13 protein-coding genes are annotated in these 24,173 nt (G+C 50.1%); 8 read left to right on the forward strand and 5 right to left on the reverse strand.

Annotated elements, in window-relative coordinates:
- Positions 1–95: 95 nt before the first annotated feature.
- The 3 genes from FEN17_RS18655 to FEN17_RS18665 all read right to left on the reverse strand — a co-directional run bounded on the left by FEN17_RS18655 (position 96) and on the right by FEN17_RS18665 (position 9,083).
- On the reverse strand, positions 96–1,637 hold the full coding sequence (locus tag FEN17_RS18655) for a RagB/SusD family nutrient uptake outer membrane protein (RefSeq protein ID WP_138366821.1): 1,542 nt from the start codon (positions 1,635–1,637) through the stop codon (positions 96–98).
- A 30-nt stretch (positions 1,638–1,667) separates the two neighbouring features.
- Positions 1,668–4,826, reverse strand: coding sequence for a SusC/RagA family TonB-linked outer membrane protein (locus FEN17_RS18660; protein WP_229208878.1), 3,159 nt, complete (start codon positions 4,824–4,826; stop codon positions 1,668–1,670).
- Between the two features lie 162 nt (positions 4,827–4,988).
- Positions 4,989–9,083, reverse strand: a complete 4,095-nt coding sequence (locus tag FEN17_RS18665) for a hybrid sensor histidine kinase/response regulator transcription factor (RefSeq protein ID WP_138366823.1) — start codon at positions 9,081–9,083, stop codon at positions 4,989–4,991.
- A 176-nt stretch (positions 9,084–9,259) separates the two neighbouring features.
- Between FEN17_RS18665 and FEN17_RS18670 the strand changes: the two genes are divergently transcribed.
- The 6 genes from FEN17_RS18670 to FEN17_RS18695 all read left to right on the forward strand — a co-directional run bounded on the left by FEN17_RS18670 (position 9,260) and on the right by FEN17_RS18695 (position 19,363).
- Positions 9,260–10,342 (forward strand): glycoside hydrolase family 43 protein, encoded by a 1,083-nt coding sequence (locus FEN17_RS18670; protein ID WP_138366824.1) that lies wholly within the window; start codon positions 9,260–9,262, stop codon positions 10,340–10,342.
- 25 nt (positions 10,343–10,367) lie between these two features.
- On the forward strand, positions 10,368–12,821 hold the full coding sequence (locus tag FEN17_RS18675) for a glycoside hydrolase family 95 protein (protein ID WP_138366825.1): 2,454 nt from the start codon (positions 10,368–10,370) through the stop codon (positions 12,819–12,821).
- Positions 12,822–12,849: 28 nt separating this feature from the next.
- A complete protein-coding gene (locus tag FEN17_RS18680) occupies positions 12,850–14,550 on the forward strand; it encodes a glycoside hydrolase family 43 protein (protein WP_138366826.1) in 1,701 nt (566 codons plus the stop codon).
- Positions 14,547–16,109, forward strand: coding sequence for a glycoside hydrolase family 43 protein (locus FEN17_RS18685; protein WP_138366827.1), 1,563 nt, complete (start codon positions 14,547–14,549; stop codon positions 16,107–16,109). The genes FEN17_RS18680 and FEN17_RS18685 overlap by 4 nt, the downstream gene beginning before the upstream one ends.
- Before the next feature lie 165 nt (positions 16,110–16,274).
- Positions 16,275–18,137 (forward strand): alpha/beta hydrolase-fold protein, encoded by a 1,863-nt coding sequence (locus FEN17_RS18690; protein WP_229208895.1) that lies wholly within the window; start codon positions 16,275–16,277, stop codon positions 18,135–18,137.
- 194 nt (positions 18,138–18,331) lie between these two features.
- Positions 18,332–19,363 carry an endo-1,4-beta-xylanase gene (locus FEN17_RS18695; protein ID WP_171037967.1) on the forward strand — a complete coding sequence of 344 codons (1,032 nt, stop codon included), beginning with the start codon at positions 18,332–18,334 and terminating at the stop codon, positions 19,361–19,363.
- 36 nt (positions 19,364–19,399) lie between these two features.
- On the opposite strand, the gene FEN17_RS18700 is transcribed toward FEN17_RS18695, so the two are convergent.
- The gene (locus tag FEN17_RS18700) at positions 19,400–19,744 is read right to left on the reverse strand and encodes a nuclear transport factor 2 family protein (RefSeq protein WP_138366829.1); all 345 of its coding nucleotides are present in this window, start codon (positions 19,742–19,744) and stop codon (positions 19,400–19,402) included.
- Between the two features lie 170 nt (positions 19,745–19,914).
- Between FEN17_RS18700 and FEN17_RS18705 the strand changes: the two genes are divergently transcribed.
- On the forward strand, positions 19,915–20,655 hold the full coding sequence (locus FEN17_RS18705) for an SDR family oxidoreductase (RefSeq protein ID WP_138366830.1): 741 nt from the start codon (positions 19,915–19,917) through the stop codon (positions 20,653–20,655).
- Between the two features lie 45 nt (positions 20,656–20,700).
- Positions 20,701–21,615, forward strand: coding sequence for a helix-turn-helix domain-containing protein (locus tag FEN17_RS18710; RefSeq protein WP_229208879.1), 915 nt, complete (start codon positions 20,701–20,703; stop codon positions 21,613–21,615).
- A 47-nt stretch (positions 21,616–21,662) separates the two neighbouring features.
- Here FEN17_RS18710 and FEN17_RS18715 read toward each other — a convergent pair whose 3' ends face one another.
- A complete protein-coding gene (locus FEN17_RS18715) occupies positions 21,663–24,107 on the reverse strand; it encodes an ABC transporter permease (protein ID WP_138366831.1) in 2,445 nt (814 codons plus the stop codon).
- Positions 24,108–24,173: the final 66 nt, after the last annotated feature.

Genomic DNA, 24,173 nt, shown 5'->3' on the forward strand with positions numbered 1-24,173 from the left:
CATGAACAATGTTGTTCCGGCCGCATCGACGCTTCGACTCCGCTCAGCATGACAAAGAGTGCGAATTATCAATTAGCTAACATTATTTCATGTCATTAATACCCCGGATTCTGGTCAGTCGGCTCGATCTTGGCATTGTTATCGACTTCCTGCTGTGGAATAGGCAGCAATTCATGCTTGTTAGCCTGGAAGTACGAAATCGGTTCCACGGTCAACTTTTTCAGCTTGCGCCATCTCAAAAGATCCCGGTTGCGGATCTGCTCGCCGCTTTGCTCCACACGCTTTTCGTGCACCATCGCCGCAAAAACCTGATCCTTGGTCGAAACCGGGAACTTTGCAGTAGGGTACGCAGGCATACTTACGCTTTTCCGGGCGCGGATCATGTTCAGATACTTCACGGCTTCCGCAGTGTTACCCAGCTCATTTTCGACCTCTGCGAGCGCCAGGATCGTTTCTGCAAATCGCATAATGCGCTGGTTGATGCCCCCGGTCAGGAAGGATTCGTTCATTTTATACATCAGCGAATATTTCTGCCAGCTTACTTTCTGGGTCTTGCCATCCACCACCGAGGAATTTCCGTTTTGCTGACCGTCCGTCAGCGTGTTGGCGCCCTTGTTATATTTTTCTCCGGTAAAATAAAAAGAATCGTCGTAGCGTGGGTCGGTTTTCGCATCGCCTTTCGTGGTTTTTTCAAATTCCGAAAGCAGACTGTTGGAAGGGATCACATTTCGCCAGCCGATCGCCGAATATTCCTGGGTACGCACCGTTTCAGTCCCGGCAGTAGCGCCATTTCCGTCCCCATCCCAGTTGTACACACCGCCCGAAGGGAAGAAGTTGACCTCAAAAATAGACTCCTTATTGAATTCAGTTTCTTCCAAAAAGTTATCATTATAATTATCTACCAGCGCATAAACGCCCGAATTATACACTTTAAGTAGTTCCGTTTTTGCACTCGCATAATCTCCTTTTTGCATAAATACCCGCGCCAGCAGCATTTGCGCGGCACCTTTGGTAGCACGTCCCTGGTTACCCGCATCGTAAGTAGCAGGCAGGTCGGCCTGGATCGCCTGCAATTCCGAGATCAGCCAGGCATATACCTCTTCAACCGGTGTTCTCGGCAGGCTGCCGTCTACGGTCAGTACATAATTTTTGTAAAGCGGAACAGCGCCCCACATGCTGGCGAGCTCGTAATAAGAGTACGCCCGTAAAAAGCGCGCTTCTCCCAGCAGTCTCTTCTTTTCGGTGTCGGATAGGTCGGTTACCTTTTCCGAATTGTCTACCACGGCATTCGCGCGGTGGATCAAGCGATAGAATCCCAGCCAAACCGTACCCAAAACGGAATTTCCCGTATCGTGCGTACCGAGCAGCAATTGGTTCCTCGGTGTTTCAAGCTGCCCGCCGCCTGCCGCCACGTCGTCGCTGCGCAGGTCGTGGAGGAAAAACCATTCGCGGGAAACCAGACTATTGGATTTCAGCATGGAGTAAACGCTCGTCACGCCGCTGCTGAGCTCGGCCCCGTTTTTATAGTAACCTTCCACGGTCACACCATTGGGGTTAGTTTTATCCAGCGTGTCGTCATTACAGCCAAATACAACCCCGAACAGCAGTGCGTAAATGATGATTATTTTCTTTTTCATTTCAATTTCTTTTTAATAAAAGTTTCAATGTCAGAATCCTACGCTCAGTCCAACCTGTAATGTTCTCGGCTGCGGATACATACCATAATCAATACCATTGATCAGTTGCGTAGCCGAATCCGTCGACGTTCCGTTTACCCCAACTTCCGGGTCCAGACCTGTGTATTTCGTGAAAGTCAGCAGGTTGGTGGCCGATACGTAAAAGCGCGCTTTGGTGATGGTCTCTTTGGTAAGTGAGCTCAAAATTTTGGAAGGAATCGTGTAGCCGATGCTGATATTTTTGATACGCATATACGATCCGTTTTCCACAAACCGGTCGCTCGACCGGCTGTTGTTGTTCGGGTCACCGCTGATGGCCCTCGGTACGTCGGTATTGGTATTTGAAGGCGTCCAGGCATTCAATACGTCTGTACCTGCATTGAACAAACGCAGCATTCCCTGCTCGATTACTTTGGTACCATTGTAAATCTTGTTGCCTTGTACACCTTGCAGATACAATGTGAAGTCGAAGTTTTTGTAGTTACCGCCCAAATTCGCACCGTAGCTGAATTTAGGGATAAAACTACCATTGTACGCCCGGTCGGAAGCATCGATTTTACCATCACCATTCAAGTCCTTGAACTTGATATCGCCCGGCGCAGCCTGGTCCTGGTATTTGGTTTTGTCGTTACCGTCCAGCGCATTGGCTGCGTCGATCTCCGCCTGATTTTGGAAAATCTTCTCCACCTGCCATCCATAAAACGACTGGATCGGATGACCGGCTTCTGTTTTTGTGATGTCAAAACCGCCGAAATCCGAGTTATTTCCAGAGAAAAGCGTGGCGCTCGGTGTAGCGAGGCTCAATACTTTGTTCCTCGTAACATCCAGGTTTACAGACGCATTCCATTTGAAATCACCGTCATTTTTATTGTATCCCAACTGGAATTCGTAGCCCCAGTTTTTCATGCTTCCAATGTTGGACAAAGGAGAAGACGAGTAGCCGATGGAGTTCGGGATCGGTACCTGCAACAAAAGTCCGTCGGTTTTCCGGTTGTAAGTTTCAGCCGTGAATGTCACACTGTTGTTAAACAATGCGAGGTCGATACCCAGGTTGGTCATCGTGGTGCTTTCCCATTTCAGCTGGGTGTTGGCAAGGGAGCTGAAATAAGATCCCAACACTTTGTTCCCACCGAAAACGTAGTTGCTGTTATCCGCAGAAACAAGCGCCTGCCAGGCGTAGCTGCCGATGCCGTTGAAGCCGGTTTGTCCGTAGCTGGCGCGGATTTTCAACTCGGAAATTTCAGGAATCGATTTCATGAATTCCTCTTCGCTAAGACGCCATCCTACTGATAATGAAGGGAATGTACCCCATTTATTGCCTGGCGCAAAACGTGAGGAACCGTCGCGGCGGATCGAGCCGCTCAGCAGGTATTTGCCGCCGTATTCATAATTCAGACGACCCACGTAGGAAATCAGTGAACTTTCGTCCAGCGAGCTCGATGCCGATGGGTTGGATACGCCCTGCAATTCGTCGATGTCATTGTTTGGACGGTAACCCGAACCATTCAATGTGTTGGTGCGGAAAGTTTGCTTGTCGATGATCGCCGTCACGCTCAGTTGGTGTTTGCCAAAAGTTTTATCAAATGTCAGCTGATTGGTAACCACCGGCGAGAAGTAGCTGGTGCGGCTATCCCGGATCTCATATTGCGTCCGCGATTTGAAACCATCATTGTAAATCGGGAACTGGTTGGTATTCGTGTTCGAAACCACATCCGCTCCGAAGCTGAAACGGTATTTTAGGAAGCTGGCAAGCCTTACTTCGGCGAAAATTGAGCCTAGTAATTTGAGCCGCTGGTTCCGGGTCACGTCCATCAACGCAATGCGGACCGGGTTGTCCGGGTCACTTCCGTCTGCGGCTGTCGGCGAGCTGTATCCGCCCACTTTGGTCGGGTCGGTAACCGGCCAGTAAGGCAGGTTGCGGATCATTTGCATCACCGCCGTACGACCGCCGCCAAAGCCTTGCTCCCCGCGCGATTTGTCATAAGAGATCGTCAAAGTCTGACCGATGCTCAGGAATTTTGTTACCTGGTGGTCAGAGTTGAGGCGCACATTTGCTCTTTTATAATTGGTACCGATCAATATCCCTTCCTGGTCGAAATAACCGGCAGAAGTAAAAAAGCGCGAGACACTGTTGCCGCCGGATACCGAAATCTGGTGCTGCTGAATCGGTGCTTTGCGGAACATCACGTCCTGCCAGTTGGTATGCGTCTGCGCAAATGTCTGGTTAGAACCCTGGTAAGTCGGCTGGTTCAGGTCCGAAAGCCTGCCCGGCATGGCGATGCCTGCGTTGCCCAGCAGCGCGGTAGCATATTGAACGTACTGATCTGTATTGAGCACATCCAACTTTTTCCAGGCCGATTGCGTACCGAAATAAGTATCCAGGTTTACATGCAGCTTACCGTCCTTCGAACCTTTTTTGGTTGTAATAATAATGACCCCATTCGAAGCCCGCGAACCATAAATGGCTGCAGAGCTGGCGTCTTTCAGCACTTCCAGAGATTCAATGTCTTTCGGGTCCAGGTTGTTCAAATCACCTGCGGGAATCCCGTCGATCACGTAAAGCGGCCCCGAAGCATAGTTGATAGAACCAATCCCGCGGATACGGACGATCGGCGTCTGGCCGGGGCTACCATTGTTCACCACACGCACACCCGGCACGCGGCCTTGCAGCGCCTGCTCGGCACTGACTACCGGAAGCGCCGTGAGTTCTTTGGGTGAAACCGAAGATACCGCGCCGGTCAGCGACGATTTCTTTTGGGTACCATACCCGATCACCACCATTTCTTCCAGAGCCTGGTTTTCTGGGGCGAGCTTCACATCAATGCGGGTTTGGGTGCCCACCTTGATTTCCTGTTTGGCATAACCGATAAAACTGAAAACCAGCACGCTGCTTTCAGATGGAACTGAAATCACAAAATCACCTTTAGTATCGGTGCTTGTTCCGATGCTGGAACCCTTCAATGTAACATTGACGCCCGGTAATGCTTCCCCGTCATCCGTTGTCACACGTCCGGCTACCTGCTTGTCGGCGGCCGCTTTCTCAAAAGCAGTCTTAGCGAACGTTGGACCGGCAAATATTGCCGCCGCTACGAGCAGCGAAAGCAACAGCCTGATCCTCATGAAATAATACCCTGGTATAAGGTCTCTCATAGGTTGATAGATATGGACTTAAAGAACAAAAACTTGTACTGGTCAAAGGTTGGTGAAATTTCATCAAATGTCAACTACACACTTAACCGATGGGACGATTCAGGGATAAAATTGAACATTTGTTCCAGTAATTCTTACATAATTTCCCTTCCTGACATTACTTTACACCAGCTGCTGATTGCGTTTTGCGTGCATATATTCCGATGGGAGCATGTTGAATTTTGCCTTGAAGGATTTGGCAAAGTAGTTGGGCGTGGCAAATCCGGTCGAGTAGGAGATCTGCGAGACGTTCAGGTCGCTTTTTTCGAGGAGGATAGCCGCTTTTTCCAGTTTAATGGTCCGGATAAATTCGATGGGCGTCTGGCCGGTGATTTCCAGAACACGGTTGTATAATGTTCCACGGCTCATACCCAGCTGTTTACTCATTTTTTCAACACTCAGCTGCGCACTGTTCGTGAGGTTTTCATCAATGTAGGCCAGGATTTCTTTCAGCAATTTTTCATTGCCGGATACCATCTGCGGCTCGGGGCGAACGATGTCAATCTGCTTGGAATAAGTCGTTTTCAGCAGCCGGTTAAGGAGCAGCAGGTTGTTGATCTTGGCATTTAAAATATCAAAATTGAAAGGTTTGGTCAGGTAATCATTCGCACCCGAGCTCAGTCCGCGCAGTTCGTGCTCTTCGCCGGTGGAGGCGGTCAGCAGAATGATTGGAATGTGCGCCGTGCGTTTGTCGGCCTTGATTTTCCGGCTCAGCTCGGTACCGTCCATCTCAGGCATGGCAATGTCACTGATAATGATCTGCGGATGCTGCGAAAGCGCCTTTTGCCAGCCCTCATTCCCATTGGTCGCCTCAATCACCTTATAGTAACATTCGAGGCTACTTTTCAGATAATGCCGGAATTCGTCATTGTCCTCAATAATCAGGATATCAGCCGAAGGTTCCGCAGCCGGAGTGGTTTCAGGCGCTTGCGCAACAGCAGTTTCCTGCATTTTATAATGGTCAAAAATCGTCGGTTCCTTTTCCGAAGTAGCCGCCGAAATGTGGCAGGGGAGTGCCACGGTGAATGTGCTGCCTTCGCCCGGCGCGCTTTCCACACGGATCGAGCCGCCGTGCATTTGCACAAATTCTTTTACGATCGACAAACCGACCCCGCTGCCCTGGTTAAGTATCGCAGCAGACGAATCGTTCTGGAAAAAACGCTCAAAAATTTTCTCCTGCTTGTCCAGCGGAATACCCACGCCGGTATCCGACACCTGAATGTAAAACGAGTGCCCGTCACGCTCCGTTTGCGACAGTGCCAGCGTCACTTTCCCGCCTCGTGGCGTGTGTTTAAATGCATTCGAAAGCAAATTCAGTACAATGCGCTCAATTTTATTCTGGTCAAACTCCATGTCCAGATTCCCGACGGCACTTTCGAAAATATACTCAACTCCTTTTGTCTGAGAGAGATAGCGGAAAGATTCCGAAGTTTCCTGGATGAAAGAAACGATTTCGCCCTGCGTGGTTTCCAGTTTCGATTCGTGCTCCTGCAAATTTTTGAAATCCAGCAGCTGGTCGACCAGGTTGAGCAACCGACGTGCATTTCGCTTGATACCCTGCAAATGCGGCGTATTTTCGGCAGGTACCGGCCGGCTCAGCAGCTGGTCCAGCGGTGCCAGGATCAGCGAAATCGGTGTCCGGAACTCATGGCTGAGATTGGTCAGAAACTTGATTTTCATCGCATCTAGCTCCCTTTTTCGTTCCGTTTCCCGTTCCAGTTCTTCCTGCCGGAATTTGTTTTTCAGCTTTTGAATGCCCCGGTGCCGGATCAAAAACAACAAGCCGAACAAAGCCAGCCCATAAAAAATATAGGCGTAGATGGTCATGTAAAACGGCGGCTTCACAACAATTTCGACGCTGGTACCGTGGCTACCCCAATCGCCGCTCTGGTTTTTGGCCTGCACTTCAAACTCATAAGTACCGGGGTTCAGATTGGTGTAACCTGCGGTCTTGGAAGCCCCGGCATCATGCCACTCCGCATCAAAACCATTCAGTCGGTAGCGGTACACAGTCTGTGTAGGATCGGAGTAATTGAGCGCGGCGTAGGAGAGCGTAAAGTTTTGTTTATAGTCTAAATGAATGGATTTCGCGATGGAAATGTGCTCGTCAAGTACCGTGGAATCAGCTGGCGTGATGGACTTATTACCCACCCGAAGCTCTTTCAAAACCACCGGCATGCGGTGGCTGTTTTGCCTCAGCTCACGCGTATCCAGGTAGTTAAATCCTTGAATCCCACCGAAGTATAGCAGGTTGTCATGTGTGCGGATACCCGCGCCGAGGATAAAAGTGTTGTTCTGTAAACCATTATACTGCGAGTAATTGATAAACCGCTTCGTCGTTTGGTCCAGGTAGCTCACACCGCGATCGGTACTTACCCAGATACGTCCCTCCGCATCTTCCAGGATCTTGTTGATCACCCCGCTCGCCAGTCCCGCTTTTTGATCAAAAACTACAAACCGGCGCGTTTTTGCATCAAACTTTGCCAACCCTTCGCCACCCGTTCCGGCCCAAATGTTGCCGTGACTGTCTTCGAGCAGCGCAAGTACGTTATTGCCTGGTAATGTGCTGTTTAACTTGTCAAAATGAATGGACTTTCTTTTTATCGGATCAAAGATCACCAGCCCTGTACCATGCGACCCAATCCAGATCTGACCATTTTTGTCCTGCAACAAACCCCGGATATAACCATTCAATGGGATCATGCGGCGGGCAAGCGGGGTGCTGCCCTCAAAGTAACGCTCAAACTGCTGTGTTCCAGGATCAAAAACATTCACTCCGCCTCCGTTGGTACCGATCCACAGCTTACCCTGCCGGTCGGTCATGAGCGAAAAGATATCATTGTTATTGAGTGAGGCGGAATTTTCTCCCTGCGTAAATTGCTGGTATTGACCGGAATTCACATCCAGCGCAAAAAGTCCGTTTTGAAAACTGCCGATCCAAAGCTTGTCGCCCGCCAGCTCCATCGACATAATCGCCAGGCCGGAGCAGGCTTGCTTGTTTTTGGGTACGACCGGGATTTTGGTGAATAAATTGGTTTCGTGGTGGTACAAATTCAACCCGCCGCCGTCGGTCCCTACAAACAAATCGCCATTTTTTTTCTCCGCAAATGAGGTCACAAACGGTGCGCTCAGCCCATGCGGATCGTAGGGATTGGAGCGTTTCAGCGCGAAAATTGTCAGGTTTTTATCAAATTTATTGACGCCACCCTTGTAAGTCCCCAGCCAGAAAATCCCCTGCCTGTCAATCAGAATACTGCGCACCGACTTGTTGGTGAGCGTAAAAGGTGTGCGGGTATCCGGGGCGTAGCGGGTCACTTTTCCGGTTTCCATGTGCATTAAGTCCAGCCCGCCGTCTGTGCAGATCCAGAGTGTTTCGCGGTTTTCGGCGGCCACGGCATACACCATATCGCTGCTGATCGAATGTTCGTCGTTCGCCTGGTACCGGAATGTCTGAAGCAGCGAGCCGTCGGTTGCAAATTTGTACAGTCCGCTGAATGTCCCCACCCAGATATGGCCGGTTTTGTCGCCGGTAATCGTTTTCACCTGGTTTGCATTACCACTGGCGGCATTTTGCTCATATTGAACGCGGGTAAATTGTTTGGTTTTAAGATCACAAAGGAATAAACCGATCTCGGTGCCGATCCACATACGCCCCGCGCCATCGTCAAATAAGCTCTGCACCAACTCGTTCCGGATCTGATTGGGAACGCCTGTGCGCTGGCTCAGGCGGGTAAGCCTGAATGTCAGCGGATCCACCAAAACCAGCCCGGTCGTCGTCGCTACCCACAATTGCCCGGTGTGGTCGCTGGTTACCGCGGTAACGCTTTCGTTGACCAAAATTCTTTTGAAAGCGTCTTTTTTACGGTCATATAAATGCAATGATCCCTGGATCGTACCTACCCAAATCCTTCCCGCTTTGTCTTCGTGCAGGGAAGAAATATCATTCGAAGCGAGACTCGTCGGATTGGCTCTGTCGTGCCGGTAAATCGTAAATTCCGTCCCGTCGTATTTATTCAAACCGTCGTCCGTACCGAACCAAACCAGACCATAACGGTCCTTCAAAATCGTGTGCACGGTGTTCGACGAAAGGCCGTCCATCGAGGTAATCGCCGTAAAATTTAGCTGCGGATCATTCCCGTCGGCCTGGCAGTTGCCAGGCAGCGCGAACAAAAAGACATTCAAAAAAACAAACAGATATTTCAGGGACGCTGATCGCATACGGTCCGGTATTTTTGATTTAAATTTCACGATAGTGGCCCTTTTTGAACATTTGTGACATTAGTTTCAACAAATATGCTCACGCAAAACACCCCTTGCCACCTACATTTGCTCATTAATAAATTAAATATAATATTAAAAAAATGATGGGTCACCAATACCTGTATAGAAGTCCTATGTTTAAAAAATATATTGTCAATTTGACAAATAATGTGCGTAAAATTTCGATAGTGCTCGCCTTGTCGCTATCGGGCACATTTGCGGTTCCCGGTTTTTGCCAGGATAAGCCTGCTGCCATCAAGCCGCTCGTGACAGATCTTTTTACAGCCGATCCTTCCGCGCACGTTTTCAATGGTAAAATCTTCATTTATCCTTCCCACGACATTGAAGCCAATGTGCCCCAGGACGACGAGGGCGGACATTTCAACATGCGCGATTACCACGTGTACTCGATGGACAGCCCCACGGGAAAAGTCACCGACCATGGCGTGGTGCTCGATCTGAAAGACATTCCCTGGGCAGGCCGCCAGCTGTGGGCGCCGGATGCTGCATTCAAAAACGGGACTTACTATCTGTATTTTCCTGCCAAAGACAAGCAGGATGTTTTTCACATCGGCGTCGCTACCAGCAAATCACCGACTGGTCCATTTAAGCCACAGCCCGAGCCGATCCCGGGAAGTTACAGCATTGATCCTGCGGTATTTACGGATTTAGACGGTACATCTTATATGTATTTTGGAGGAATCTGGGGCGGGCAGCTGCAACGCTGGCATACCGGAAAGTATGAAAAAAGTTTATCGACCGATTTGGGCAAAGGACATGAAAACGAACCTGCCCTGAGCGCCAAAGTGGTAAAAATGAGTAAGGATATGCTTTCTTTCGATGAGCCGCTCCGGGACGTGCAGATCGTCGATGAAAATGGAAAACCGATTTTGGCAGGAGACAAAGACCGCCGGTTTTTCGAAGGTGCGTGGATGCACAAGTTTAATAACAAATATTATTTCTCGTACTCCACAGGCGACACACATTTCCTGTGCTATGCGGAAGGCAGCTCACCTTACGGACCATTTACTTACAAAGGTGTGATTATGAAGCCGGTAGAGGGCTGGACGACGCATCATTCCATCGTCGACTTTAAGGGGAAATGGTACATCTATTACCACGACGCAGCATTGTCCGGCAAAACGCATTTACGAAATATCAAAGTCCGCGAGCTTTTGCGGGAAAAAGACGGGGCGATCCGTACCATCGAGCCTTAAAATAATTCGCATTTTATCAACATTCATGAGAACCCGATTTCTTTTTTGCTTACTGATTACGCTGTCTTATGGCAGCTTTGCCCAGAACCCGCAGCCGCTTAAACTTTGGTATAACACCCCCTCCGGCAACACCTGGGAAAATGCTTTGCCGGTAGGAAATGGCCGGCTTGGCGGGATGGTGTACGGCAATGTGGCCGACGAAACGATTCAGATGAATGAAAGTACATTCTGGTCGGGCGGGCCAAACCGGAATGATAATCCGGCAGCGCTGGCAGCCTTGCCGGAGATCCGGAAACTGATCTTTGACGGAAAACAAAAAGAAGCCGAAAAGCTTGCTAACCAGGCAATTATTACCAAAAAATCGCATGGGCAAATGTATCTGCCGGTGGGCGAGCTGCATTTGGCATTTCCGGGTCACGAAAGTTGTCAGAACTATCAGCGCGAACTTGACATAGAGCGCGCGGTGGCAAAAACCAGCTATCAGGTCGATGGCGTGACTTACACGCGGGAAGTGCTGGCGTCTTTTCCGGATCAGGTGATTGTGGTGCGGTTGACGGCTGATAAACCAGGAAAAATATCGTTTTCTGCTGCGTATTCGACGCTTAATCCGCAGCCCCAAATTAAGGTGAATTCGCCCAATGAGCTGACGCTTGCGGCTACCGGAGTTGACCATGAAGGAGTGAAGGGGATGATTAAAATGAAGGCGATTACGCGGGTGAAAGTAGAAGGTGGGAGTGTTGCTGCCGGGGATACTGCGGTTGTCGTCAGGAATGCGGATGCGGCGACTATTTATGTTTCTGTTGCCACGAATTTTACGAATTTTCACGAATTGTCTGGGGATGAGAATGCATTGGCGAAAGGTTATCTGGATAAAGCTTATGCTAAATCCTGGGATGCGCTTTTGAAACCGCACGTAGCGGCTTTTCAGAAATATTTTAACCGGGTAAAACTGGACCTGGGTACCAGCGAAGCGGCTAAGTTGCCGATTGATGAGCGAATCAGGAATTTCAAGACTGCGAGTGATCCGGCGCTGGTAACATTATACTACCAATATGGACGTTACCTGCTGATTTCCAGCTCACAACCCGGCGGACAACCTGCTAATTTGCAGGGAATCTGGAATAATAAAATGCGTCCGCCGTGGGATAGCAAGTATACGATCAACATTAATGCGCAGATGAATTACTGGCCGGCGGAGAAGACAAATCTGTCAGAGCTGCATGAGCCTTTTTTGAGGATGGTAAGCGAGCTTTCAGAAACCGGGCAGGAAACAGCCAGGGTCATGTATGGCGCGCGGGGCTGGATGGCGCATCATAATACGGATATCTGGCGCGCAACCGGCGCGATCGACGGTGCATTCTGGGGTATGTGGATCGCGGGCGGCGGCTGGACGAGCCAGCATTTGTGGGAACATTACCTGTACACCGGCGACAAAAATTTCCTCGCGAAAATTTACCCCATCCTGAAAGGCTCCGCCACTTTTTACACCGATTACCTGATCGAACACCCGAAATACCACTGGCTGGTGACCAATCCGGGCAGCTCGCCCGAAAATGCACCTGCCGCGCACGAAGGTTCTTCCCTCGATGCGGGTACCACGATGGATAACCAGATTGCCTTTGACGTGTTTACTTCGGCGATCCGCGCTGCGGAAATATTGAAAAAAGATGCCGCATTTACCGATACCCTCCGCCAAAAACGCAGCCAGCTGCCGCCCATGCACGTGGGCCAGTACGGCCAGTTGCAGGAGTGGCTCGACGATGTGGATGATCCCAAAGACCAGCACCGGCACGTGTCGCATTTGTACGGATTGTTCCCGGCGTCGCAAATTTCGGCTTACCGGAACCCTGAACTATTCTCCGCAGCGCGGACTACCTTAAACCACCGCGGCGACGTGTCCACAGGTTGGAGTATGGGCTGGAAAGTGAACTGGTGGGCCCGGTTGCAGGATGGAAATCATGCTTACAAGTTGATCCAGGACCAGTTAAGTCCGCCGAGCAATCGCGGCGGCGGGACTTATAACAATCTTTTTGATGCGCACCCGCCCTTTCAGATCGACGGAAATTTTGGCTGCACCTCGGGCATTACCGAAATGCTAATGCAAAGCGCAGACGGCGCAATTCACTTGCTGCCTGCCTTGCCTGATGTCTGGAAAGATGGAAGCATTACCGGGCTGCTCGCGCGGGGCGGTTTTGAAATTGTCAATATGCAGTGGAGCGGCTCGAAGCTGACCAAGGTGGAAATCCGCTCGAAGCTCGGTGGTAACCTGCGGCTGCGTGTGCCCAATGCATTGAAATTGGCGGGTGGCACATTGAAAAATGCCGCCGGTGACAATCCAAATGCATTTTATATGACGGACAAGATCGCGACACCCGTCATTTCGTCCAAAGCAAGTCTGGAAAAGGCAACATTAAAACAAACAATGCTTTACGACCTCCTGACGCAGGCGGGTAAAGTGTACGCATTCTCAGCGCAATAGATTTTTTCAAACCGTTATCAAATATTAAATGTACAGGCTTTTTCTCAGGACTGTTTTCACCTTCTTGTGCCTGGTAGCAGGCTATCAAGCTTTCGCTCAGTCCATTACGCTGGTTAATCCAATACTGACAGGCTTCTATCCCGACCCGAGCGTAGTGCAGGTGGGGAAGGATTATTTTCTGGTCAATTCGACATTCTCCTACTTTCCAGGCATCCCGGTTTTTCATAGCAAAGACCTTAAAAACTGGAAGCAGATCGGCAATGTGATCGATCGGCCGTCGCAGATGGATTTCATGGGCGAAAAACTCACGCGCGGACTTTTTGCACCGGCAATCAGCTACCACAAAGGTACATTCTACGTGACCTGCACCGATATTGACCATGACGGAAACTTTGTGGCGACTGCTAAAAATCCTGCAGGCCCGTGGAGTAACCCGGTACGCATTCCGCAGGTTCGCGGGATTGATCCTTCGCTGTTTTTTGATGAGGACAACAAGGCTTATATCATTTACAACAGCGATGCGCCGGACCACAAACCGCTGTATTCCGGTCACCGCACGATCCGCATTTATGAAATGGATCCGGTTACATTGAAGGTGATCGGGGAGGAAAAGCAGCTGGTCAATGGTGGGGTGGATCTGAGTAAAAAGCCCGTCTGGATCGAGGCACCGCACATTATGAAGCGGTTTGGCTGGTATTATCTATACGCAGCGGAGGGCGGTACGTCCGTGAATCATACCGAAGTTGTGTTTCGAAGTAAATCTGTGTGGGGACCTTATGTCCCTTACGAAAATAACCCGATTTTAACCCAAAGAGGATTGCCGGAGGATCGCAAAGACCCGGTGACATCAGCCGGGCATGCGCAGTTTGTGGATGGACCCGATGGAAAAACTTACGCTATCTTTTTGGCAGTAAGACCTTATGAGGGCGACTACTACAATACGGGCCGGGAAACATTCATCGCGCCGGTGACGTGGAAAGACGAGTGGCCGATTATTAACCCGGATGTCAAAGAAATCCAGTACCAGTATAAAGCCGCATTCCCCGAGGTGAAGCAGCCCGGCGCACGTCAGCAGGCAGGAAATTTCAGTTATACACTCACATTTGAAAAGTCGCTCGACCCGGCGCTGCTTTTCATGCGGACGATCGACAGCAGTTCTTTTTCGCTTTCTGCAAAAAATGGCCTGACATTGAAATTGAAGCCTGAAACCATCATGGAGCTGGATAACCCTTCTTTCATCGGCAAGCGCCAGCAGCATTTGTATTGTACGACTGAAACCGAGCTCAGCTTTTCAGCCAAATCAGAAAAGGAAAAAGCAGGCCTGACGATTTTCCAGGACGAGCGCCATTTTTACCTGATCAGCAAATCATTTGACCAAAATAAACCGGTAATCCAGCTTTACAAATCCAATCCGAAGGACAAAGAAATGGAGCTGTTGACCCAAATGCCGCTCGCGGACGCAGCTACGCCGGTTAAACTGCGCATTGTGGCCGAAGGAGGCACTTATAGCTTTTATTTTTCTAAAGGAAATTCTTGGCAACTGCTGAAAGATAAGCTCGATGCCAAATTCCTGAGTACGAAGGAAGCGGGTGGTTTTATAGGCTGTCTGTTCGGCATGTACGCGACTTCGTCAGGAGAAAAAACGACCAGCTCGGCTTCATTTAAGTATTTGAAATACAGCGGCAATGACCCGATGTTCGGGAAGGTTTCTAATGCCCCAACAAAATGAACCTGAGATTTTTTTCGTCCGGCTTACTGGCTTTTCTGCTCTTTTTGACCGCATTTGGGTCGATGGGCCAAGGTGCGCGGAATCCGATCATATTCGCGGACGTCCCCGATGCGGCCATGATCCGGGTGGGGGATACGTACTATATGAGCAGCACTACCATGCACATGAATCCCGGCGTGCCGATCATGAAGTCGAAGGACCTGGTGAACTGGGAGCTGGTCAGCTATGCGTATGATACGCTGGCGAATGTGGATGAGCTCAACCTGGTAAATGGTAAAAATACGTATGGCCGGGGTTCCTGGGCGAGCGGTTTGCGGTATCATCGAGGCACTTTTTACGTGACTACATTTGCACAGACCACAGGCAAGACCTACATTTTTACCACCAAAAATATTGAAAAAGGCCCCTGGAAGTCTACCTCTTTCAAACCTTCCTACCATGATCATTCTTTGTTTTTTGATGATGATGGACGAGTGTATCTGATTTATGGGGCCGGGAAAATCAAGCTAGTAGAGCTCGACGAGACGGTTTCAGGTGTCAAGCCGGGTAGTACCGAGCAGGTAATCATAGAAAATGCGAGTGCGCCAGCGGGCTCAGGCCCGGGGCTTCCGGCAGAAGGTTCGCAACTCTTCAAAATCAAGGGTAAATACTATCTTTTCAACATTACCTGGCCGCGGGGCGGCATGCGTACCGTGATCATTCATCGCGCCGATAAGATTACCGGACCTTACGAGGGCCGCGTCGCCCTGGCAGATATGGGCGTGGCGCAAGGCGGGCTCATCGACACGCCGGACGGGAAATGGTTTTCGTATCTGTTCCGCGATTACGGATCGGTGGGGCGCATTCCATACCTGGTGCCGGTGAAATGGGAAGACGGCTGGCCGGTGCTCGGCGTTGATGGCAAGGTGCCCGACAACCTCGACTTGCCAAAAAGTAAAGGTCTGATGCCCGGCATTGTGGCTTCCGATGAATTTTCCCGTAAAAAAGGCGCCGCTGCATTGCCGCTGGTATGGCAGTGGAACCATAATCCTGACAATGCGCTCTGGTCGGTGACCGAGCGTGCGGGATACCTTCGGCTTAAAGCCGGTCGGGTAGATACTTCATTTGTATCGGCCCGCAACACGCTGACGCAGCGCACATTCGGCCCGCAATCGTCTGGCTCAGTCGCGGTTGATATCTCCAATATGAAAGAAGGCGACTTTGCCGGGCTGGGACTTTTGCAGAAGAAATACGGATTGGTGGGCGTGAAAATGGGACGCGGAACTGTCCATGTCGTGATGGTAAATGCGGAATCTGGCGCGGCGGTAGAAGTACAAAGTATTCCGCTGCAAGGAAAAAAGGCCTATTTCAAAGCGCATTGCGACTTTACCGATAAAAAAGACATTGCCCAATTTTATTACAGCACGGACGGCGCGACCTGGCAACCCATCGGCTCGCCGCTGAAAATGGCCTATACCCTGCCGCATTTTATGGGCTATCGCTTCGCCTTGTTCAATTATGCCACGCAGACGGCCGGAGGCTATGCAGATTTTGATTATTTCCACATTGAGGATCATTAAACCCGTTGACTTATGACGCATTTTATTTACAAAAACGAAAACCGCGGCGCAATGTCAGGTATTTCAAAATCCCGCCTGGCAGCTGCCGGTGACCGTTTTTTCGGGATAACTTTTCTCCTGGGTGTCCTGCTATTCGGCTCCGCAACATTTGCACAAAACCAACAGATGGAGATGCCGAAAGGCTATGATGTGCTGCGCAAAGAGGTACCTGCGGGAAAGCTGGATTCGGTGAGTTATCAGTCCAAAACCGTCGGAAATGCGCGGAAAGCGCTGATCTACACGCCGCCGGGTTTTAACAAAAAGAAAAAATATCCGGTACTGTATCTCCTGCACGGCATCGGCGGGGATGAAAAAGAGTGGCTCAAAGGCGGTAACCCGCAGCTGATCCTGGATAATTTGTATGCCGACAAGAAGATCGAACCGATGATTGTGGTCATGCCGAATGGTCGCGCGATGAAGGACGACCGGGCCGTCGGCAACATTATGGCACCGGACAAGGTGGAGGCTTTTGCGACTTTTGAAAAGGATTTGCTGAATGATCTCATTCCTTTTGTCGAGAAAAAATATCCGGTGCTGACCGACCGCGAGCACCGCGCAATTGCAGGGTTATCAATGGGCGGCGGGCAGTCGCTGAACTTTGGGCTGGGTAATTTAGACAAATTTGCATGGGTAGGAGGGTTTTCTTCCGCGCCCAACACCAAAAAGCCGGAGGAGCTGATGCCGAACCCGGAGGAAGCGAAGAAGAAACTGAAACTGCTTTTCATTTCCTGCGGCGACAATGACCGCCTGATCACATTTAGCAAGCGCACGCACGACTATCTGTTTGAGCATGAGGTGCCGCACGTGTATTATGTGGAGCCGGGCGTGCATGATTTCAAGGTTTGGAAAAACGGGCTGTACATGTTTTCGCAGTTTTTATTCAAACCGGTGGATGTAGCTTCTTTAAACAAATACACCATTCTGGGAACGCCTGCGGCTACTAACATCCGCAATGCACAGTACCCGCAGATTTTACCTGACAACCGGGTGGTGTTCCGTACCAAAGCACCGCAGGCGCAGAAAGTGCAGGTGGATCTGGGTAAAAAGTATGATATGACGAAGGATACCGCCGGTTTTTGGTCGGTGACGACGGATTCCATCAGCGAAGGTTTTCATTATTATTCCCTGCTAATCGATGGTGTGGCGCTGGCTGATCCGGCGAGTGAAACATTCTATGGCATGGGTCGCATGGCCAGCGGCATTGAAATTCCTTTCCGCGGCGGCGGTTACTATGCGATGCGCGAGGTGCCGCATGGTGATGTCCACGTCAGAAAATACTTCTCAAAAGCTAGCAATATGTGGCGCGAAATGTATGTGTACACGCCGCCGGGCTATGAACAATCCACTGAAAAATATCCGGTACTATACCTTTTGCACGGCGGCGGCGAAGACCAGCGCGGCTGGGCGACGCAGGGAAAAACGAACCTGGTCCTCGATAACCTGATCGCCGAAGGCAAGGCAAAACCGATGATCATCGCCATGATGGACGGAAATCCGGGTAGCCCGATGGGGCCGGGAAGCATGGCCACTGCGGGCGACGGTTTTCTCAAAGCCTTTGAAAGCGAGCTGAAAATGGGCGCGATACCTTTTGTGGAAAGCACATTCCGCGTGCAGGCCGACGCAGCGCACCGCGCGCTGGCAGGTTTGTCGATGGGAGGGATTCAAACATTGTATGCGGGCGTAAAAAACACGGATATGTTCTCTTCGCTGGGTGTTTTCAGCTCGGGCTGGTTTGCGAATAATGATGCGCTGTCGAAGCCACATTATGATTTTGCCAAAGAGAATGCGAAGACGATCAATACCAATCTGAAAAACTTCTGGATTTCGATGGGTGGGGAGGAAGATATTGCTTATAAGAATTGCAAGATTATGCTTTCGAAGTATGATGAGCTGGGGGTCAAATATCAGTATAGTGAATATCCGGGAGGGCATACCTGGCCTGTGTGGCGGCATGATTTGCATGGGTTTTCGCAGGTGTTGTTTAAGTAAGCTTATGGCTAATAAACCTGTTGTTTAACGCCTTTGTCATGCTGAGCGGAGTCGAAGCACTACCGCGCGTGCACTTCGACTGCGCTCAGTGTGACAAGGCATGGTACCTTCAAAATCCAAGCACTTTAACAAAACAAACTGTGAAAACATCAACAACTGCTATCAAACTGATCTGCGCACTAGGTTTGGCTTTTATGCTTTCAAATCCGTCAGGTGCACAGACTTCAAAAACGCTCAAAGAAGCCTACAAAAACTACTTCCCGATCGGCGTGGCGGTCGCTCCGAGAAACCTGAGTGGTCCGGAGGCCGAGCTGATTACGACCCAATTCAGCAGCATCACACCGGAAAATTCCATGAAAATGGGCCCGATCCATCCCGAGCCTGACCGCTATGCCTGGGAGCAGGCGGATGCGATTGTTGCTTTTGCCCAAAAGAATGGTTTGAAAGTACGCGGCCACAATTTGTGCTGGCACAACCAGTCGCCGAAGTGGTTTTTTACTGATAATGATGGGAAACAAGTGACCCGCGAGGTGCTGCTGGACCGGATGAAGGAACATATCAATGCGGTTGCTGGCCGGTATAAGGGCAAAGTGTACGTCTGGGATGTGGTGAATGAAGCGGTGCCAGATACCAGCGAAAGTATTTACCGCAAATCGAAATTTTACGAGATTATCGGGGAGGATTACATTGAAAAGGCCTTCGAATACGCCCACGCCGCCGATCCGGATGCCAAATTGTTTTACAATGATTACAATACCGAAAGCGCGAAAAAAAGGGAGAAAATTTACCAGCTTTTGAAAAAACTGAAAGCGAAAAATGTACCGGTGCACGGCGTGGGGTTGCAGGGACATTGGTCGATTTACGAACCTACCGCGGCTGATCTTGAAAAATCCATTACACAGTTTGCCAGCCTCGGCCTGGAAGTACAGATTACCGAGCTCGACCTCTCCGTATACCCGAAGGAGCACGAGCGCCGCGCCAAAAAATCGACGGATGAAGGTGTGCTGACGCCGGAAATGGTCACCAAACAAACTGCGCAGTACAAGATGCTTTTTGATGTTTTCAGGAAACACAAAGGAACGATCACCAGCGTCACTTTCTGGAATGTATCCGATAAATCCACCTGGCTCGACAATTTCCCCGTGCCCAACCGCAAGGATTACCCGCTGCTTTTTGACGAAAACTATAAGCTAAAGCCCGCATTTAAGCAGGTGGTAGATTTTTAAGTGTTACGAGGTCAAAATCTTTTTGACAAAATCGACTTATAAAGCAATCTCCATTTTCCGCACTTTCCCGTTTTCGAAAGTATAGATGTGCCGCAGCCGCGAGTCGCTCAAAATGTGGCCGTCGTGCTCTTTTACCACCTGGTGCACTTCAATTGTTATCCGACCGTCCGGCCCTGTTTCAAACGATACTGGCTCAACGGTCGGATCTATTTCGTGCCATTGCCGCAGCCAATAGGCACGCACCTCATCGTGGCCGGAAACATAGCCGCCTTCCCAGCCATTTGGCCAGGTTACGTCTTTATGCAAATGTGCCAGGATGGCATCGATCTGGCGGTCATTGAAGTCTTGATATAGCTGGCGGAGTAATGTATGGTAGTCCATAATGTGGTTTTTTGTTTTAAAAAACCAAAAGTACATCTGCATTACGGCTACCTGTCGTCGGCAAATGTTGAGACTTCATCGCAATTCGCGACTACACATTTGGCGGTAATGGCTACACTTGCGGCGCGCCGGTTCCGGAAATTTGTCATCGTAACATTGAATAATACGATATGACAAACGGAGTAGAAAATAAAGTAGTAGTAATCACCGGCGCGAGCAGTGGCATCGGGGAAGCGACAGCGGAATTGTTGGCAGCCAGAGGCGCAAAATTGGTACTGGGCGCCAGGCGGGCCGATCTTTTGTTAAATTTAACTCAGCGCATTCAAAGTGCTGGTGGACAGGCGGTTTACTTGCAGACAGACGTCACAAGCAGTGCGGAAGTAGCGGCACTGGCGCAGCTGGCTTTAACGGAATTTGGCCGGCTGGATGTCATGATCAACAATGCGGGCATCAGCCAGTTGCATTTGATGGAAGAAGTGGATATCGAAGGCTGGGAACAAATGATCGATGTGAACCTGAAAGGTACGCTTTACGGTATTGCCGCCGCGCTGCCGGTTTTCAAATCGCAGGGTTCCGGGCACATAATTAATATAATTTCCACGGCGGGCATCAGCATTGTGCGGACGATGGGCGTGTATGCGGCTACCAAAAATGCCGTGCGCACGATCGGGGAGGCTTTGCGTCAGGAATCCAAAGGGCGCTGGCGTGTGACGGGCATTTCACCCGGATTTGTGGCGACGCCTTTTGCGGGTAACATTAAAAATGAAGCGATCCGGAATGTGCTGACGCAGCGCGCAGGCGAAATTGCGATCCCGGCCAGTGCGATTGCCGAGGCCGTAGCTTATGCGATCAGCCAACCGGACCAGGTGGATGTCGGGGACATGGTGATCCGGCCCGCTGTTCAGGATTAGGGTGATTTTATTTTAGTTAAAAGACAAAAAAAGGAAAGTCTCGATATGCACGGGCAGCCAGTGGTATTTGAAAATATTTCGGTTTTGATGGAGCGGGTCGGGTTGCCGTCGCCGCTCCATCCGCTGATTACTTTGGTGAATTATGACGAAACCAAACCCGCCCTGGCGGATGCAGGAAGTCAGTATTTGCTGCATTTTTATAAAATCGCATTCAAATCAAAGTTCAGTGGAAAGGCGAAATACGGGCCGGGTTCGTATGATTTCCGGGACGGCGGGCTGGCTTTTGTAGGGCCGAACCAGATCGTGGAATTATCCGATGATTTGGAGGAGCACGAGGGTTATGCCTTGTTTTTTCACCCCGATCTTTTGTACAAACATCCGCTCGCGGCCCGCATGCACCGATATGGCTTTTTTTCTTACTCGGTGACGGAGGCGCTGTTCCTTTCTGAAAAGGAAAAAAAGGTGATCAGATCTGTGTTTGAAGCGATTGCGACCGAGCTGGAAACCAGTATCGACCATTTCAGTCAGGATGTACTGGTGTCGCAACTTGCGCTTCTGCTCCATCATTGCGACCGGTTTTATAATCGCCAGTTTCTCACCCGCAATGTTGCGCACCACGATCTCATCGATCGCATGCATGTTTATTTAAATGAGCGTTTTGACCAAAAACAGGCACTGGTGAGCGGCTTGCCTACGCCGCAGGAAGTGGCGGAGCAGCTCAAAGTATCGCAGCGCTATTTATCGGATATGCTGAAATCGCTGACGGGCAAAACCACGCAGCAACACATTCATTTGAAAATGGTTGAAAAGGCCAAGGAAATGCTCGGCAGCGATCTGCTTACGACGGCAGATATCGCTTACACATTGGGATTTGAACATCCTCAGTCTTTCAACAAATTGTTCAAACAAAAAACCGGCCTCTCGCCCGCGGCATTCCGCAAGTCAGTTTTTCCAAATTAATTACCTTGATATTTTTAGGAATTCTAATTTAATCAAAACATGAAACCCTATTCCGTCCTCAGCGATTTCACGGGGTTCATCAAAGCCGCTTTCAAACTTTGGGATCCGACGGTAATTACGGCGATGAGGATTACCAGGCCGCCAGCGCCGGCAAACATCCACCAGCTGAGATCAGTGCGGTAGGCGAAGTCGGCGAGCCAGTTTTGCATCAGGTATCCGGCCACCGGGCAGGCAATGCAGATTGAGACGAGCACAAGTCCCAGGAAATCTTTGGATACCAGCGCCAGGATACCGGAGACGCTCGCGCCCAGCACTTTACGAATACCGATTTCTTTGGTACGCTGCTCGGTCATGTAGCTGGCAAGGCCAAACAAGCCGAGGCAGGCGATGAAAATCGCAAGCATGGAAGCCATCGCGAAAACCTGTCCATACTGCTGCTCGGTTTTGTACTGCTCATTGTATTTCTGATCGACAAAATAATATTCAAACGGATTACCGGGATACGCAGCTTTGTATAGGGTTTCCAGCTCCTGTATTTGTTTTTGCATGTTGGCAGCCGAAATTTGCAAAACCAACCGACCGCCCGACCGCCGCGGCATAAATATGATTGGATCTATGACATTTTGCAGTCCCTGGTGATTGTAATCCTTCACCACGCCGACAATTTCATAAGGCTCGCCCCAACTAATGATGGCCCCCGCTGCTTTCTGCGGAGACTCAAAACCCAGCTGGCGGGCCGCCGATTCGTTGATCATCAACTTTTTACTTTTTTGCCAGGCGAGCTCGGCTTCACGGACTGTAAAATTACGGCCAGCCACCAGCGGGATTTCAAAAACAGATAGATACCGGTCGTCCACAATCCCCATTGCAAAGCCTTTCTTGGACGCATCCATCTTTTCACCCTGTTTTACAATGCCGGAAGCGTTGAAAGAATAATAGGTGCCCGGCACAATGCCGGTGTGCGAAATGTTTTTGACATAGGGCAGCGCGCTCACCTGATCGTCGAGCAAGGCAGAGCTGGTTTCCAGTAACTTAGGGTCGCCCAGTTCCGGTCCGTTGATCACCAGCCGCTGCTCGGCCTTGAAGCCCAGGTCTTTGTTTTGCATGAATTGCAGCTGCTTATAAAGCACCAGCGTAGCCACGATGAGCATGACCGACATGCTGAATTGCGTCACTACCAGCACTTTGCGGAGCCAGTTATCTTTCCCGGCGCCCAGTTTGCCCGGCGTACCTTTTAAAATTTGCACGGGCGGCAGCGAAGTCACCGAAAACGCCACGTAGCTGCCGGACAAAAACGCGCCCAAAACCAGCAGCGCAGCAGCAAAAATCCACGAAGGTTCGGCGAGTAATGCAGTCAGTGAAAAATTCTTCTGGGTAAAATCATTATAGTTTTTCTGGATCAAAAGCACCAGCGCCACGGCAAAACCAAAACCAATGAGATTCAGCAAAAAGGATTCACCCAAAAACTGACTGACCAGCTGAAACTTACCTGCACCGACCACTTTCCTGACACCGACTTCCCGCGACCTTTTGAGCGAAGCGGCAGTAGATAAGTTAATGTAGTTGAACCACGCAATCACCAAAATCAGCACGGCGATGCCGCTCAGAAGATATACAAATGAAAGGCTTCCGCTAGTTGGATAGAGATCGTCCATGGAGGTGCCCAGGTGCATAGCAGACATCGGTTGGAGCCGGAATTTGCTTTTATCCGATGCATCGAGTTGTTGTTTCAATGTATTGACTTTCTTTTCCAGCGCGATGTAATCGCTCTTTTCGGTCAGCTGAAAAAAATTGGTCACGTAGGAACCATCAAAACCATCCAGTCGCGCCCAGCCGTTTCCGTTCAGGTTGGCGGGATTGGCGAGGGTTTGCAGCGACAGTATCATATTCAGTTCCAGGTCCGAATTTTCGGGCATGTCCTCGAAGACGGCGGTGACTGTGTATAATGTTTTTCCAAACTGATTACTGACCGTCATGGTCTTTCCGAGCGCACTTTTCGTACCAAAATACTTCTTCGCGCTGGCAGCGGATAACGCGATGGTATTGGGCTGAACAAGCGCTGAGGCTGCATTGCCCGAAATGAGCGGAAATGTAAAAAGTGTGAAAAAGCTTCCGTCGGCATAAGCCATCCTGTCCTCTTTGAATGATAATAATGCGTCCTTTTTTTGAGGATTTTCAACGCTGACAATGCCATTGGCAGCGCTCTCAGCCACCCGGCAAAATGCTTTTACTTCGCTGAATTCCTTTTTAACCAGCGGCGCTATCGCCGGGGCCATTTGCACAAACACATCCCCGGTAGGCCGGCTTTCGAGCATCCGGTACAGCGAGGGCAGGTTTTTATGAAAGGTATTGATGCTCTTTTCAAAAGCAACATATTCGAAAATAAGCATAAATGCCGCGATGCCAAGTCCCAGCCCGGCTACGTTGATGACAGAAAAAAGCCTGTTTTTTCGCAGGCTGCGGATCGCGATTTTCAGGTAGGATTGGAGCATGTAGCGTTCGAAGTTAGTCCCTATCAAGTTACGACCAATTCTCCACATCTTCCACCAAAAAAAAAC

The organism is Dyadobacter luticola, assembly GCF_005860805.1.
GTDB classification, from domain to species: Bacteria; Bacteroidota; Bacteroidia; order Cytophagales; family Spirosomataceae; genus Dyadobacter; species Dyadobacter luticola.

Excerpts from the sequence above, each read along its gene's own strand:
- FEN17_RS18655 (WP_138366821.1), bottom strand. The coding sequence starts at position 1,637 with ATGAAAAAGAAAATAATCATCATTTACGCACTGCTGTTCGGGGTTGTA.
- FEN17_RS18660 (WP_229208878.1), bottom strand. The coding sequence starts at position 4,826 with ATGAGAGACCTTATACCAGGGTATTATTTCATGAGGATCAGGCTGTTG.
- FEN17_RS18680 (WP_138366826.1), top strand. The coding sequence starts at position 12,850 with ATGTACAGGCTTTTTCTCAGGACTGTTTTCACCTTCTTGTGCCTGGTA.
- FEN17_RS18675 (WP_138366825.1), top strand. The coding sequence starts at position 10,368 with ATGAGAACCCGATTTCTTTTTTGCTTACTGATTACGCTGTCTTATGGC.
- FEN17_RS18715 (WP_138366831.1), bottom strand. The coding sequence starts at position 24,107 with ATGCTCCAATCCTACCTGAAAATCGCGATCCGCAGCCTGCGAAAAAAC.
- FEN17_RS18695 (WP_171037967.1), top strand. The coding sequence starts at position 18,332 with ATGCTTTCAAATCCGTCAGGTGCACAGACTTCAAAAACGCTCAAAGAA.
- FEN17_RS18705 (WP_138366830.1), top strand. The coding sequence starts at position 19,915 with ATGACAAACGGAGTAGAAAATAAAGTAGTAGTAATCACCGGCGCGAGC.
- FEN17_RS18710 (WP_229208879.1), top strand. The coding sequence starts at position 20,701 with ATGCACGGGCAGCCAGTGGTATTTGAAAATATTTCGGTTTTGATGGAG.
- FEN17_RS18690 (WP_229208895.1), top strand. The coding sequence starts at position 16,275 with ATGGAGATGCCGAAAGGCTATGATGTGCTGCGCAAAGAGGTACCTGCG.
- FEN17_RS18665 (WP_138366823.1), bottom strand. The coding sequence starts at position 9,083 with ATGCGATCAGCGTCCCTGAAATATCTGTTTGTTTTTTTGAATGTCTTT.
- FEN17_RS18685 (WP_138366827.1), top strand. The coding sequence starts at position 14,547 with ATGAACCTGAGATTTTTTTCGTCCGGCTTACTGGCTTTTCTGCTCTTT.
- FEN17_RS18670 (WP_138366824.1), top strand. The coding sequence starts at position 9,260 with ATGTTTAAAAAATATATTGTCAATTTGACAAATAATGTGCGTAAAATT.
- FEN17_RS18700 (WP_138366829.1), bottom strand. The coding sequence starts at position 19,744 with ATGGACTACCATACATTACTCCGCCAGCTATATCAAGACTTCAATGAC.